This is a genomic window from Thermus sp., assembly GCF_037444525.1.
Taxonomy (GTDB): Bacteria; Deinococcota; Deinococci; order Deinococcales; family Thermaceae; genus Thermus.
This window is the reverse complement of the sequence record NZ_JBBIMD010000059.1, coordinates 1-13552: the sequence shown is the minus strand read 5'-3', so window position 1 is coordinate 13552 and position 13552 is coordinate 1. Positions and strand designations below refer to the sequence as shown.

Here is a 13552-nt window from a genome sequence, read left to right as displayed (position 1 = left end):
GCCAGCCGGGCTCCCTTCCACATCTCCTGGCCGATGGTGGTAAGCTGCATTCGTGGGGACCTCCTTCATGTTGGAGTGGTCCCCACATTTTAGTTGGGGCAGTCTCACATGTGTTTGTCCGAGCACAGTAGACTGGTCTTCCGTGCGGGTCATCGCCGCCCACGAGAACCTGGACCTGGACGCCCTGGGCTCCATGGTGCTGGCGGGCAGGCTCTTCTCCGGGGTGTTGGCCCTGGTGGGGGGCCTCGAGGGGCCCCTGAAGGCCCTCCTTCCCCTCTTGGAAGACCGCCTGGACCTGGTGCCTGCGGGCGAGATCCCCCTGGAGGAGGTGCGGGAGGTGGTCCTGGTGGACAACGCCCGCCCCGAGCGCATCGGGCCCCTGAAGGCCCTGGTGGGACGGGTGCCCTTCCTGGTCTTTGACCACCACCCCCCAAGTCCTGGGGACGTACCTGCGGTGGGGGGAAAGGTGGCCCCCGTGGGGGCCACGGTAAGCCTCCTCGTCCCCCTCCTTAAGGAGCGGGGCCTTCCCCTCACCCCCCTGGAGGCCACCCTGGCCTACGCCGGCCTTTGGGAGGACACCGGGGGCTTCAGCTTCCCGAGCACCACCAAGGAGGACCTTGAGGCCGCACTCTTCCTCCTGGAACGGGGGGCCGAGCCCTATAGGGTGCGGGACTGGGTGCGGCCCGGGGTGGGGGAGGAGGCCCGGGGGGTTTTCCTGAAGCTCCTGAAGAACGCCCAGGTGGTGGAGCGAAGGGGGTTCCGCCTCCTCCTCGCCCGAGCCCAGGAAGAGGGGTATGTGCCGGCCCTAGCCCCCTTGGCCCACCTCCTCCTGGACCTCTACGAGGCGGATGGGGTCCTTTTGGTCCTCCGCCTGGGGCGGGAGACCCTCCTCATCGCCCGAAGCAAGGAGCGGCTGGACGTGGCCCGCTGGCTTGCCCCCCTGGGGGGTGGGGGGCACCCGCGGGCGGCCTTCGCCCGGGTGCGAAAGGGGGTGAGGAGGGCGGTGCAGGCCCTTGTGGAAAGCCTTCCCGCCCACCTGGCCCCCGAGCCCACCCTGGCCGAGCGCATGACCGCCCCCGTGGAGACCTTGAGCCCCACCACGGTGCGGGAAGCCCTAAGGGTGCTGGAAGAGCGGGGGTACGGGGCCATGCCCGTGGTGGAGCCTTTGCCCGGAGGGGTGAGGGTGCTGGGCATCGCCCGTAGGCGGGACCTCAGGAAGGCGGTGCGCCTCGGCCTCGAGGACCACCCCGTGGAGGGCTTCCTGGCCCGGGCCGTGATCCTTCCCCCTAACCTCCCCCTTTCCCAGGTGGAGCCCCACCTCAAGGAGGGGGGCGGGCGGGTGTTGGTGGGGGAGCGGGTGGGGGAGGGGTGGCGGCTTCTTGGCATCTTCACCCGCACGGACCTTTACCGGAAGACCCAAGAGGGGGAAAAACCCGTGGGGCAGAGGATCTGGGAGGCCTTGCCCGAGGGGGCGAGGCGGGTCCTTTCGGCCCTTAAGGAGGCCTTTCCCAAAGGGGTTTACTTAGTGGGGGGGGCGGTGCGGGATGCCCTTCTCGGCCGCTTTGGGCCGGATCTGGACCTGGTCCTGGAGCCTGGGGTAAGGGCCCTGGAGGTGGCCCGCTTCCTTGTGGGGCGCTTTGGGGGGAGCTTTGGCCACCACTACGCCTTCGGAACGGCGCGGGTGCGGCTTCCCTTTGGCCTTACCGTGGACCTCGCGGAAAGCCGGGAGGAGGTCTACCCCTACCCCGGGGCCCTGCCCCAGGTGCGCCCCGCCCCCATCGCCAAGGACCTGGAGCGGCGGGACTACACGGTGAACGCCCTGGCCCTGGCCTTGGACACCCTGGAGCTTCTGGACCCCTACGGGGGGCTTAAGGACCTGGAGGCCCGCCTCCTCAGACCCCTCCACCCCCTTTCCTTCGTGGAGGACCCAAGCCGCATCGTGCGGGGGGCGAGGCTTGCGGCACGGCTTGGCTTCCGCTTTGCGGAGGAAGCCCTGCGCCACCTTCCCCCCGCCCTCCTCCCCGAGGTCCTGGCTCAGGCCAGCCAAAGCCGCCTTCGGGACGAGCTCTTCCTCACCCTGGAGGAGGAGACCTTCTACCCCGCCCTAAGGCTTTTGGAGGAGCTTTCTGCCCTAAGGGCCCTTTACGGCCTGAGGCTTCCCTCGGAGGAGGCTTTCCGCCCCTTGCCTCCCGATGCCCCCATGGAGGCCCGGCTCCTCTTGCTTCTCTACCACCAAGAAGACCCCCTGGCCAAGGCCGAGGCCTTGGGCGTGCCCAAGAGGCTTAGGGAGGCCTTGGCCCTCCTCCTCAAGGGGGAGTGGCGGGAGGAGGAGCGGGAGGCTCTGGCCCAGGAGCCCCTCCGCCTTGCCTTCCTCGCCCTTTTCCCGGAAAAGGAGGCCTGGCTTAGGGAAAGGCGCCGGGTCCTAAGGGGCCGAGACCTCTTGGCCCTGGGGCTTTCCCCGGGGCCCAGGGTGGGGGAGATCCTCAGGCGGGTGGCGGAGGCCCGGGCGAGGGGGGAGGTCCGCACCTTTGAGGAGGAGATGGCCCTAGCCCGTAAACTGATGGGCGATGGGACTCTTTCCCCTCCTGAGTGACCCCCCGGTTTTCCTGGTGGTCTTTGCCCTTGCCGTCTTCGGCCTCCTTCTCCACAACCTCTTCCAGGCTTGGCTTGCGGACCGCTACGGGGAGTTCGCCCCCAGGCGCTATGGCTTCCTGAGCCTGGACCTCCGGGTGCACCTCGAGCCCTTGGGTCTGGTCTTCCTCCTCCTCCTCGGTTTCGGCTGGCCCAAGGAGGTGCCAAGCCGCCTCCCGGGCCGCAAGGGGGCCCTGGTGGCCCTCATGGGGCCTTTGGGCTTCTTCGCCGCGGCCTTCCTCTATGGCCTTCTCGCCCGTTTCCTGCCCTACCCCTTCGGGGAGGGCCTCATGGTGGCCCAGCGGGTCATGCTCCTCCACGCGGCCATCTACCTCTTCCCCGTGCCTCCCCTGGACGGGGCCAAGGCCCTTTACGCCGTGGGGGGCCTCGAGGCCCGCCGCTTTTTGGAGCGCCTGGCTTCCTATGGGCCCCTGGGCTTCATCGTCATCTTCCTGATCCTCTCCTACACGGGGGTGACGGGGGCTGTGGTCCAGGGGCTTTCCGGGCTCCTGGCCAACCTCTACCGGCTTTTTGGTCTATGATCGCCCTCCTGCGGCAAGACCCCCTGGCCTTCTTCCTGGCCTTTTTCCTCCTCGCCTTCAGCCTCGCCCTGCACGAGGCGGCCCACGCCTACGCCGCCTGGCGCTTCGGCGACCCCACCGCCAAGCGCTTGGGCCGCCTCACCCTAAACCCCCTGAGGCACCTGGACCCCTTGGGCACGCTGCTCCTCCTCCTGGTGGGCTTCGGCTGGGCCAAGCCCGTGCCCGTAAACCCTGCCTTCCTGAGGCCCTACCGCTTGGGGCTTTTCGCCGTGTCCGTGGCGGGCATCGTGGTGAACCTCCTTCTGGCGGTCCTCTTTGCCCTTTTGGTGCGCCTCCTTTGGCGGCTCTCCCCCTTGGAGGTCCTCCTCGCCTTCCGGGGGGAGGGGGTTGCCCCCGTGGGGGTCTTGGCCCTTTCCGCCTTCTTCGCCAGCTCCATCAACCTGGTCCTGGCGGTCTTCAACCTCCTTCCCATCCCCCCCTTGGACGGGTCCAAAATCCTGCAAAGCCTCCTGCCCCTTGCGTGGCACCCCTTTCTTTGGAGCCTGGAACGCTACGCCTGGGTCTCCTTCCTCCTCATCCTCACCGTGCTCCAGCCCTCCATCCAGGTGGTGCTTAGGGCGGTGCGGGGGGCGTTTTTTGGCCTCTTCCTCTAGCCCCCTAGCCAACCCCTAAGGACCTTTAGGTTCCAGGCGTCCTCCTCGAGGCCCCTTGGGGTTTCCAGGATGAAGACCTTGCCCTTGAGCCTGGGGTCCAGGAATACCCCCTTAAGCCCCTCCCCGATCCGCCCCTGGAGGAGGTGGGCGTGGTGGTCTATGCGGCTTCCCAGATCCCCTTGGGAGTCGTTCAGATGAATCACCGGAACCCGCTCCAGCCCCACGGTGCGGTCCAGGTCGGAGAGGACCCCTCCTGGGTTTTCCCGTACGTCGTACCCCGCGGCGAAGGCGTGGCAGGTGTCCAGGCAGGCCCCCAAGGGGGTGTCCTCCAGGAGCCAGGCCAACTCCTCAAAGCGCGCCCCCACCTTCTCCCCCCCCCCGGCGGTGTTCTCCAGGAGGAGGGCGGGTTTCTGCCGCACCCCCGCAAGCCTAAGGGCCCTCAGGGCCCCTTCCTTCACCCGCTCCGGGGGCCCAGACCCGGGGTGGACCACCACGTACTCCACGCCCAGGACCCGGGCCTTTTCCAGGTCGTCCGCCAGGCTCTGGACGCTCTTTTCCCAAAGTTCCCCCTCTGCCCCTAGGTTCACCAGATAGGAGGCGTGGATCACCGCGGGGATGCCCCCGGCCATCTCCTTGAGGGCCCGGAAGTCCTCCACCTCCTTGGGGCTTAGGGGGCGGGTTTTCCAGCTCCTTGGGCTTTTGGCGAAGATCTGGAAGGCGGTGAGGCCAAGCCGCATGGCCTCCTCCACCGCCCCCGCCACGCCCCGTTTCCCGGCGATGGAGAGGTGAAACCCGTAGGCTACGGTTCGTGCCATGGCCCGGGCTAGTCTACCGTTTCCACCCGCACCCGCGTGGCCGAAAGGGCCCCGATGGCCCGGGCGGCGGCGTAGGAGAGGTCTATGATGTACCGCCCCCCAAAGGGCCCCCGGTCGTTGATGCGCACCACCACGCTCCGGCCATTTTTCAGGTTGGTGACCCGCACCCGGGTGCCGAAGGGGAGGGTGGGGTGGGCGGCGGTGAGGGCGTGCATATCGTAAACCTCCCCGCTGGCCGTCCTCCGGCCGTGGAAACCGGGGCCATACCACACGGCAAGGCCTTCCTGGACGAAGCGGGGCCTTTCCTTCTCCCCTCCCTGCCCCACCCGCAGGACCTGCCCGGGGCGGATGAGGTCGGAGGTGAGCCCATTCAGGCGCTTAAGCTCCGCCACGCTGAGCCCGTGGGCCTTGGCGATGCGGTAGAGGGTGTCCCCCTCCTTGACGGTGTAGGTCTGGGCCAGGGCAAGGGGGAGCGCCAGGCTTAAGACGAGGGCCAGCCGTAGCTTTTTTGCCATGTTCCCTCCTGAATGCGCGTTTCAAACGCCTCCACCTCGGGCTGCCAGAGGAGTTCCGTGGGGGCGATGGGGCGGCTTAAGCTAAGGTCTTTGAGGCGGCGGACCCGGGTGAGGGCCACGTAGAGTTGGCCGTGGGCAAAGAGGCCTCGCCCCAGCTCCAGGTGGACCTTATCCAGGGTGAGCCCCTGGGCCTTGTGCACCGTGAGGGCCCAGGCGAGCTGCACGGGCACTTGCCGGAAGGTGCCCACCACCTGGGGCTTGATTTCTTCGTTTTCGGAGTCGTAGGTGTAGACGATTTTTTCCCAGGTGAAGGGGCGGACCACCACCCGCCGCCCGTTGCGCTTCAGCCGGACCGCTAGGGCTTCGGCCTCCACCTCATCCACCCAGCCTAGGTCTCCGTTGAAGTACTCCCCTAAGGGGTCGTTCCGCAGCAGGATGACCTGGGCGCCCTTTTTGAGGGTCAGGGAGGCTTCGGTGGGGAAGTCCGTTTCCGCGAACTCCCCTTTGACCTGGGCCTGGTACTCCAGGGGCTTACCCGGGAGGGCCTTGAGGCGCTTTAGGTTAAGGGCGTCCGCTTCCTTCCGCCGGGGGGTGAGGATCAGCGTTCCCGGTTCCTCCCCGCCGTCCGGCCTCACCGCTTCCCGGTTGAGGGTTTTCAGGGCTTGGGGGTCGCCCTGGCGCAACCGCTTCAGGAGTTCGGCGAAGAGGGGGTCTTCCCGTTGGCGCTGGCTTTCTTGGAGGTGGTGCACCTTCAGTGCCACCTCTCCCCACACGTGGGCCTGAAAGAAAAAGGGTCCTCCCCAGGTGCGGGCGATGTACAGGGCCTCTTCCCCGCCCGGCACCACGGGTTCCAGCTGGCGGGTATCCCCCAGGAGGAGAACCTTGACCCCCCGAAAGGTTCTTCCAGACGCCTTCGCGCTTTTCGAAGGGCCCAGTCCACGGCCTCCAGGAGGTCCACCCGCACCATCCCCACCTCATCCAGGATGAGCACCTCCATCTGCTCCATGGCCTTGCGCAAGGGGGTGCGGGGTCCTGGAGGGCGGATGTCTTCGGGGTGGCGGTGGCGGAGGAGCCGGGCTGGGAAGCGGAAGAAGGAGTGGACGGTCTGCCCGCGGGCTTGCAGGGCGGCGGTGCCCGTGGGGGCTAAGGTCACGGCCCGTCCTTTGTAAAACTCCTGGAGGGCGTAGAGGAGCGTGGTCTTACTGGTGCCCGCAGGGCCGGTGATAAGGTGGGCGGGGTGGGGGCTTTGGGTAACCGCCAGGAAGGCCCGCTCCTGTTCGGAAGAAAGGCCTTGGGGGGCTTCTTCAACCTCTACAGGGCTAGCCTCTGGGCTTGGGGGCTTGGGCTCCTCTGCACCCGGCTGCGCCTTGGAGGGTGGGGAAGGCCGGGCCGGTGCCAGGCCTCTACCCAGCAAAAGGGCTAGCCCCGAGAGGAAGAGCCCGAGAACGGGGCCTCCCTGGAGGTACCCCAGTCCAAACGCCCCCATCAGGGCGGCGAGGCGTACGAGATTTCTCAACGAATGGCCCTCCCGAGGCTTAGAGCGCCTGCCACCCCCGGGGCAGAGTGGAGAGGAGCTCGGCCCCTTTTTCCGTCACCAGGACCAGCTCCTCTATCCGCACCCCGCCCACCCCGGGAAGGTAGACCCCGGGCTCCACGGTGACCACCATCCCCGGCTCCAACACCAGGCCCAGGTGGGGCCCCGGGCCCTGGCCGCTATAGGGGGAGAGGGCGGGGGCCTCGTGGACCTCGAGGCCCACCCCATGCCCCAGGGAGTGGACGAAGTACCGGTCAAGCCCCCGCGCCTTCAAGACCTCCCGGGCCCGGGCGTCCACCGCCTTGGCCTCCACTCCGGGCTTGATGAGCTCCAGGGCGCTTTCCAGGGCCTCCAAAACGGCGAAGAAGGCCTCCTTCAGGGGGCCATCCACCTGCCCCAGGGCCACGGTGCGGGTCATGTCCGAGGCGTAGCCCTTGACCCGGGCCCCCAGGTCCAGGGTCACAAGCTCCCCTGCCGCCAAGGGCTTGTCCGAGGCCCCCGCGTGGGGCAGGGCCCCCCGCACCCCCGAGGCCACGATGGGGGGGAAGGCTGCCCCCTCACCCCCTTCCTTTTTGACGAAGTATTCCATCTCCAGGGCCACGTCCCGCTCCCTCACCCCCGGCTTCAGGAGGCCTAGGGCGTGGAGGAAGGCCCGCTCCGCCAGGGCCTGGGCCTTCCTTATGGCTTCCACCTCCTCCGGGGTTTTCTTCAGGCGGAGGGCCTCTATGGCCCCTTCCGTGGGCACCCACTCCGCGGGGGCCAGCTCCCTTAAGGCCATGAGCCGGGCATAAGGGAGGTGGGCCGCCTCAAACCCCACCCGGCCCCGGAGGCCGGAGAGGAGGGCGGCCTTCTCATCCCGCTTTAGGACCTTGGCGGGGAGGCGGCTTTCCCGCTCGGCCTCCGGGTAGCGGGGGTCGGTGAGGAGGAAGGCCCCTTCCTCCGTGACGAGGACCTCCGCGTCCTCGGGGTGGGGAAAGCCGGAGAGGTAGCGGACGTTTTCGGGCTTGGTGACGTAAAGGGCATCCAGCTCCAGGCGCTTTAGGAGTTCCCTTAGGTCCTGCACGGGGGCACTATACCACCCCGCCTGGGCTTGGGGGGTGGTTTATGCACACCCCCACCGCGCTAAGCGCCCGGGTATAGAAAAATGCCCATGGGACTTGGAGGAAAAGGGTGCTCGGGCCCTTTTTCTGGGGTCCCCGCCGAAGCGAAAGCTTCCGCGGGGCACTTAGGCCCGCTCCAGCCCGAAGACCGCCTTCCCCTCCTCGTCCTCCAGCCGGGTGAGGAAGCCTTGGGGCTCCCCTTCCACCAGGCTTAGGGCCAAGACCTCCTCCGCGATCCTCGCCCCGAAGCGCCCTAAGGCCTCCCGGTAGGGGCCTTCCGCCTGGTAGGCCACCTGGATACGGTCCGAGACCTTGAGGCCCATCTCCTTCCGGGCCTGCTGCAGGTGGCGGATGAGGTCCCGGGCCAGGCCCTCCAGCCTGAGCTCCTCCGTGACCCTGACCTCCAGGGCGGCCACGTACCCTTCCTTCTCCAGGGCCAGGTACCCCTCGGGGGCTTGGGCCTCGAGGCGCACCTCCTCAGGGGCCAGCACCAGGGTCTCCCCCCCCACCTCCAAGGGGATGGGCTCGCCCGTCAGGGCCAGGCGGGCCACCCGTTCTGCCTCCTTCTCTAGGGCGGCGCGGATCCCCGGCACCCGTTTCCCGTACTTCTTCCCAAGGAGGGGCAGGTTGGGGAGGACGCGGTAGGTGAGGACCTCCTCCCCAGGCTCCAGCACCCGCACCTCCTTCACATTGAGCTCCTCGGCCATCTCGCTGGCGAAGTGCCGGAGGCCCTCCCGCTCCAAGGGGATGGGGGCGGTGACCAGGAGGAGGGGGAGGGGGGTCCTGGTCTTGACCCCGCTTTTGGCCCGCGCGGCCCGGGCCAGGTCCACCACCCTAAGCACCGCCCGCATCTTGAGGAGGAGTTCCTCGTCCAAAAGGCTCGGGTCCACCTCCGGCCAGTCCGCAAGGTGGACGCTCTCCTTCTCCTCCGGGAAGACGCTCCGCACCAGGTTTTGCCAAAGGACCTCCGCCAGGAAGGGGGTGAAGGGGGCGGTGAGCTTAGCGAGGAGGACCAGGGCCTCCCAAAGCGTGGCGTAGGCCGCCTCCCGGTCCAGGGCGTCCTCGTTCTTCCAGTAGCGGCGGCGGCCCCGGCGTACGTACCACTGGGAGAGGTCCTCCACCACGAAGTCCCTTAGGGCCCGGGCCGAGGTGGTGGGGTCGTAGGCCTCGAGGGCCTCCGTCACCTTGCGGATGAGGTCCTGCATCCGGGCGAGGAGCCAGCGGTCCAGCTCGGGGCGGGCTTCCGGTGCGGGGCGCGCCCTCAGGTTGGGCCGGTCCAGGTTGGCGTAGGTGACGAAGAAGCCGTATACGTTCCAAAGCGTCAGGAAGTAGTCCCGCACCGTCTCCCGTACCAGGTTGGGCCCGAAGCGCCGGTCCGCCTCCGGGGGAGCGGAGATGTAGATGTACCACCGGAGAGCGTCCGCTCCGAAGGTGCGGATGATGTCCCAGGGGTCCACCACGTTCCCCTTGGACTTGGACATCTTCTGCCCCTTCTCGTCCAGGATGAGGCCGTGGCAGATGACGCTTTTGAAGGCGATGGAGCCGAAGAGCATCACCCCAAGCTGGTGCAGGGAGTTGAACCAACCCCGGGTCTGATCAATCCCCTCGGAGATGAAGTCCGCGGGGAAAGTTTCCCGAAACTCCTCCTGGTTCTCAAAAGGGTAGTGAACCGAGGCAAAGGGCATGGCCCCGGAGTCGTACCACACGTCAATCACATAGGGCACCCGGCGCATGGTGCCACCGCAGGTGCAGGCGAGCTCCACCTCGTCCACATGGGGCCGGTGGGGGTCAAAGGACTCGGGGAGGGGCTCCTTGGCCCTGGCCCTAAGCTCGGCGAAGCTCCCCACGGCCTCCTCTCTCCCACAGGCCTCACAGACCCAGATGGGCAGGGGGGTTCCCCAGTAGCGGTTGCGGCTTAAGGCCCAGTCCACCAGGTTCCTAAGCCACTCCCCGTACCGGCCTTCCTTGATGTGGGGTGGGACCCAGTTGATCTCCTGGTTCTTCTTGAGGAGCTCCTCCTTGAAGGCCGTGTTCCGGATGAACCAGGTTTCCGTGGCGTAGTACATGAGGGGGGTGGAGCACCGCCAGCAGTGGGGGTAGCTGTGCAGGACCCCTTCCTCCTTGAAGAGGAGGCCCCGCCCCTTGAGGTCCCTCAGGATGGCCCGGTTGGCCTCGCGGAAAAAAAGGCCCTGGAAGGGCTCCACCAGGAGCTTCCCCTCCTCGTCCACGGTCTTTAGGAGGGGGAGGCCATAGGCCCGGGCCGTCTCCAGGTCCTCCGCCCCGAAGGCTGGGGCCTGGTGGACGATCCCGGTGCCGTCCTCCCGGCTCACGTACTCCGCCAGGACCACCAGGTAACCCCTTTCCAAGGCCTGGGGGTAGGGGGGCTCGTAGAGGAGGCCCTCCAGCGCCCGGCCGGGGAAGGTCTTGAGGACGGGGGTTTCCTCCCCCAAAACCGCTTTTCCTAGACCTTCTTCCAGGATGAGGGCTTCTTCGCCCACCTGGAAGGCGGCGTAGGTGAATCCGGGGTGCACCGCCGCGGCCACGTTGCCGGGCAGGGTCCAGGGGGTGGTGGTCCAGATGAGGAGGCTTGCCCGCTCAAGCCCCAAGGCCCCGGGATCCTTGAGGGGAAAGCGCACGTAGACCGAGGGGTCGTGGATCTCCTTGTAGCCCAGGGCGAGCTCGTGGGAGGAAAGGGGGGTGCCGCAGCGGGGGCAGTAGGGGACCACCTTGTGGTCCCGGTAGAGGAGGCCCCGGTCAAAGAGGCTTTTTAAGCTCCACCAGATGCTCTCAATGTAGGTGGGCTGAAGGGTGGCGTAGGCGTTTTCCAAATCCACCCAGTAGGCGATGCGCTCGGTGAAGGCCTCCCACTCCTTCTCGTAGGTGAAGACGGACCGGCGACACTCCTCGTTGAAGCGGGCGATGCCGTAGGCCTCGATCTCCCGCTTGTTCCTAAGGCCCAGCTTCTTCTCCACCTCCAGCTCCACGGGGAGGCCGTGGGTGTCCCAGCCTGCCCGGCGGGGCACGTAGTAGCCCCGCATGGTCTTGTAGCGGGGGAAGAGGTCCTTGTAGCTCCGGGCCTGGGCGTGGCCCACGTGGGGCAGGCCGTTGGCCGTGGGGGGGCCCTCGTAGACGGTGTAACGGGGGCGCCCCCTTCGGGCCTCCACGCTCTTTTGGAAGATCTTCTCCCGCTTCCAGAAGGCCAGGATCTCCTCTTCCAGCTTGGGAAAGTCCGGTTCGCCCACTTCCCTGAACATACCCCCTCCTACGAAAAAGCCCGCGCCCTAAAGGCGCGGACGAAAGCCCTAGGCTTCCGCGGTACCACCGCGCTTCCTGGGGAAGACCCCAGGCCCTCCTTTGGACGCTATCACGGGCGCACCCGGCGGGCATTACTCAGGGGCAAGCCCCCTTTCCTCCCGCGGCTCCGGGGTGATCTTCCCGCCTTCCCTCACCGCCGGGCTTCCACCCTCCCCGGCTCGCTCTTGGCTCTTGGGAAGGGGTACTCTCCCCATCCTCGCCTTTACACCCTGGCCGCCCTGGGGTAAAATCCCCCTTTGGCGGCTAAGGCCATGCTAGCAGCCCTTTGGCCTTCTTGACAACGCCCCTAGGGGGTTCTAGGCTGAGGCTAAGCCGGTTCATTTCCCTTTAGAACAAGGAGAAGCGGATGGAGCTTTACCTGGACACGGCCAATCTGGAAGAAATACGTGAGATCGCGGCCTGGGGGGTCCTCTCGGGGGTGACCACCAACCCCACCCTCCTGGCCAAGGCCTTTTTGGACCGAGGGGTGAAGCCCACGGGGGAGGACTTAAGGGCCCACCTTAGGGCCATCTGCGAGGCGGTGGGGGGGCCGGTGTCCGCGGAGGTCACGGCCCTCGAGGCCCCCGCCATGGTGGAGGAGGGAAGGCGGCTTGCGGCCATCCACCCCCACATCGTGGTCAAGCTCCCCACCACGGAGGAGGGCCTCAAGGCCTGCAAGGCCCTTTCCTTTGAGGGAATCCGGGTCAACATGACCCTCATCTTCTCCGCCAACCAGGCCCTCCTTGCTGCCCGGGCGGGGGCGGCCTACGTTTCCCCCTTCTTGGGCCGGGTGGACGACATCTCCTGGGACGGGGGGGAGCTTCTGCGGGAGATTGTGGAGATGATCGCGGTGCAGGACCTGCCCGTGAAGGTGATCGCGGCCTCCATCCGCCACCCCCGCCATGTGACGGAGGCGGCCCTTTTGGGGGCGGACATCGCCACCCTGCCCCACGCGGTGTTCAAGGCCCTTCTTAAGCATCCCCTGACGGACATCGGCTTGAAGCGGTTCACCGAAGACTGGGAGAAGGTTAAGCCATGAAGAAGAAGGAAAGCGTACAGGAAACCCCCCTTTCCTACCAGGACCTGGCGGGCAAGATCCTGCCCGAGCTCCACCTCCTGGCCCAGGAGGCGGGGATTGAGGGCTACAAGCGGATGAAGAAGGACCAGCTCATCATGGCCCTCCTAGAACGGCAGACCCAGGGGGAGGGCCTGAAGCTGGTCAAGGGCTACCTGGAGATCAGCCCAGACGGGTACGGCTTCCTCACGGAGAACCTCCACAACATGGACGCCCGGGTGGCCATCGTCTCCGCGGGGCTCATCAAGCAGTACGCCCTGAGGGCCGGGGACTACCTGGTGGGCCGGGCCCGGCCTCCCAGGGAGAACGAGCGCTACGGCACCCTCCTCAAGGTGGAGGCGGTGAACGACCTGGACCCGGAGGTGGCCAAGAACCGGCCCCGGTTTGACGAGCTCATCCCACAGTTCCCGGACCGGCAGATCCGCCTCGAGACCACCCCGGACGAGCTCTCCACCCGGGTCATTGACCTCCTGGCCCCCATCGGCCGCGGCCAGCGGGGGCTCATCGTGGCCCCTCCCAAGGCGGGGAAGACCACCCTCCTCAAGAAGATCGCCAACGCCGTCCTCAAAAACGAGCCCGACATCAAGGTTATCGTCCTCCTCATTGACGAGCGCCCTGAGGAGGTCACGGACTTCCGGGAAAGCGTCCAGGGGGCTGAGGTCATCGCCAGCACCTTTGACGAGCCACCCCAGAACCACATCCGCGTGGCGGAGTTCGTGCACGAGCGGGCCAAGCGTATCGTGGAGGAGGGGGGGCACGTGATGATCCTCCTGGATTCCATCACCCGCCTGGCCCGGGCCAACAACCTGGTGACCCCGCCCACGGGCCGCACCCTCTCCGGGGGTTTGGATTCTGCCGCGCTCTATTTCCCCAAGCGCTTCCTGGGGGCGGCCCGGAACATCCGGGGCGGGGGGAGCCTCACCATCCTGGCCACCGCCTTGGTGGAGACGGGCAGCCGCATGGACGACGTGATCTTTGAGGAGTTTAAGGGGACGGGCAACATGGAGCTCCACCTCTCCCGCCGCCTGGAGGAGCGCCGCATCTTCCCGGCCATAGACATCTTGAAGTCCGGTACCCGCCGGGAGGAGCTGCTTCTCGGCGAGGAGGTGGTGCACAAGATGTGGCTTCTCCGCAAGGTCCTGGCGGACATGGACCCCGCGGAGGCCATGGAGATGCTCCTGGCCCGCCTGGCCAAGACCAAAAGCAACAAGGAGTTCTTGGCCGCGCTGGCGGCCCGCTAGGGCAAGGGGCAGGGGCACCTGCCCCTGTGCTCGGACAAACACATGTGAGACTGCCCCAACTAAAATGTGGGGACCACTCCAACATGAAGGAGGTCCCCACGAATGCAGCTTACCACCATCGGCCAGGAGATGTGGAAGGGAGCCCGGCTGGC

General features: G+C 67.1%; 11 protein-coding genes. 5 read left to right on the top strand and 6 right to left on the bottom strand.

Annotated features, from left to right (window positions below; all coding sequences use genetic code 11):
- The first annotated feature begins 142 nt into the window (after positions 1-142).
- From WKI94_RS09590 to WKI94_RS09580, 3 genes are read left to right on the top strand one after another with little or no spacing between them, the layout of a single operon-like run.
- Entirely contained in the window at positions 143-2593 is a 2451-nt protein-coding gene (locus WKI94_RS09590) for a CBS domain-containing protein (protein ID WP_337845520.1), read from the top strand.
- Positions 2568-3173 carry a site-2 protease family protein gene (locus WKI94_RS09585; protein ID WP_337845519.1) on the top strand — a complete coding sequence of 202 codons (606 nt, stop codon included), beginning with the start codon at positions 2568-2570 and terminating at the stop codon, positions 3171-3173. Before WKI94_RS09590 ends, WKI94_RS09585 begins: the two co-directional genes overlap by 26 nt.
- On the top strand, positions 3170-3826 hold the full coding sequence (locus tag WKI94_RS09580) for a site-2 protease family protein (RefSeq protein ID WP_337845518.1): 657 nt from the start codon (positions 3170-3172) through the stop codon (positions 3824-3826). Before WKI94_RS09585 ends, WKI94_RS09580 begins: the two co-directional genes overlap by 4 nt.
- On the opposite strand, the gene nfo is transcribed toward WKI94_RS09580, so the two are convergent.
- The 6 genes from nfo to ileS all read right to left on the bottom strand — a co-directional run bounded on the left by nfo (position 3823) and on the right by ileS (position 11044).
- Entirely contained in the window at positions 3823-4641 is an 819-nt protein-coding gene (nfo, locus tag WKI94_RS09575) for an endonuclease IV (RefSeq protein ID WP_337845517.1), read from the bottom strand. The genes WKI94_RS09580 and nfo overlap by 4 nt on opposite strands.
- Before the next feature lie 8 nt (positions 4642-4649).
- A complete protein-coding gene (locus WKI94_RS09570; RefSeq protein WP_337845516.1) occupies positions 4650-5156 on the bottom strand; it encodes a septal ring lytic transglycosylase RlpA family protein in 507 nt (168 codons plus the stop codon).
- The gene (locus WKI94_RS09565) at positions 5123-5917 is read right to left on the bottom strand and encodes a hypothetical protein (protein ID WP_337845515.1); all 795 of its coding nucleotides are present in this window, start codon (positions 5915-5917) and stop codon (positions 5123-5125) included. Before WKI94_RS09565 ends, WKI94_RS09570 begins: the two co-directional genes overlap by 34 nt.
- Positions 5908-6672, bottom strand: coding sequence for an AAA family ATPase (locus WKI94_RS09560; protein ID WP_337845514.1), 765 nt, complete (start codon positions 6670-6672; stop codon positions 5908-5910). The genes WKI94_RS09565 and WKI94_RS09560 overlap by 10 nt, the downstream gene beginning before the upstream one ends.
- 19 nt (positions 6673-6691) lie before the next feature.
- Positions 6692-7753, bottom strand: coding sequence for a Xaa-Pro peptidase family protein (locus WKI94_RS09555; RefSeq protein ID WP_337845513.1), 1062 nt, complete (start codon positions 7751-7753; stop codon positions 6692-6694).
- A gap of 162 nt (positions 7754-7915) precedes the next feature.
- Positions 7916-11044 carry an isoleucine--tRNA ligase gene (gene ileS / locus WKI94_RS09550; protein WP_337845512.1) on the bottom strand — a complete coding sequence of 1043 codons (3129 nt, stop codon included), beginning with the start codon at positions 11042-11044 and terminating at the stop codon, positions 7916-7918.
- 407 nt (positions 11045-11451) lie between these two features.
- On the opposite strand from ileS, the gene fsa reads away from it, so the two are divergent.
- Complete coding sequence (gene fsa / locus WKI94_RS09545) at positions 11452-12123, top strand: fructose-6-phosphate aldolase (RefSeq protein ID WP_337845511.1); 672 nt, start codon at positions 11452-11454, stop codon at positions 12121-12123.
- Positions 12120-13400 (top strand): transcription termination factor Rho, encoded by a 1281-nt coding sequence (rho, locus tag WKI94_RS09540; protein WP_337845510.1) that lies wholly within the window; start codon positions 12120-12122, stop codon positions 13398-13400. The genes fsa and rho overlap by 4 nt, the downstream gene beginning before the upstream one ends.
- Positions 13401-13552 lie beyond the last annotated feature (152 nt).

What these genes read in the sequence shown, in the direction of transcription:
- nfo (WP_337845517.1), bottom strand. Translation starts at nt 4,641, where the DNA reads ATGGCACGAACCGTAGCCTACGGGTTTCACCTCTCCATCGCCGGGAAA.
- WKI94_RS09580 (WP_337845518.1), top strand. Translation starts at nt 3,170, where the DNA reads ATGATCGCCCTCCTGCGGCAAGACCCCCTGGCCTTCTTCCTGGCCTTT.
- WKI94_RS09585 (WP_337845519.1), top strand. Translation starts at nt 2,568, where the DNA reads ATGGGACTCTTTCCCCTCCTGAGTGACCCCCCGGTTTTCCTGGTGGTC.
- fsa (WP_337845511.1), top strand. Translation starts at nt 11,452, where the DNA reads ATGGAGCTTTACCTGGACACGGCCAATCTGGAAGAAATACGTGAGATC.
- ileS (WP_337845512.1), bottom strand. Translation starts at nt 11,044, where the DNA reads ATGTTCAGGGAAGTGGGCGAACCGGACTTTCCCAAGCTGGAAGAGGAG.
- rho (WP_337845510.1), top strand. Translation starts at nt 12,120, where the DNA reads ATGAAGAAGAAGGAAAGCGTACAGGAAACCCCCCTTTCCTACCAGGAC.
- WKI94_RS09570 (WP_337845516.1), bottom strand. Translation starts at nt 5,156, where the DNA reads ATGGCAAAAAAGCTACGGCTGGCCCTCGTCTTAAGCCTGGCGCTCCCC.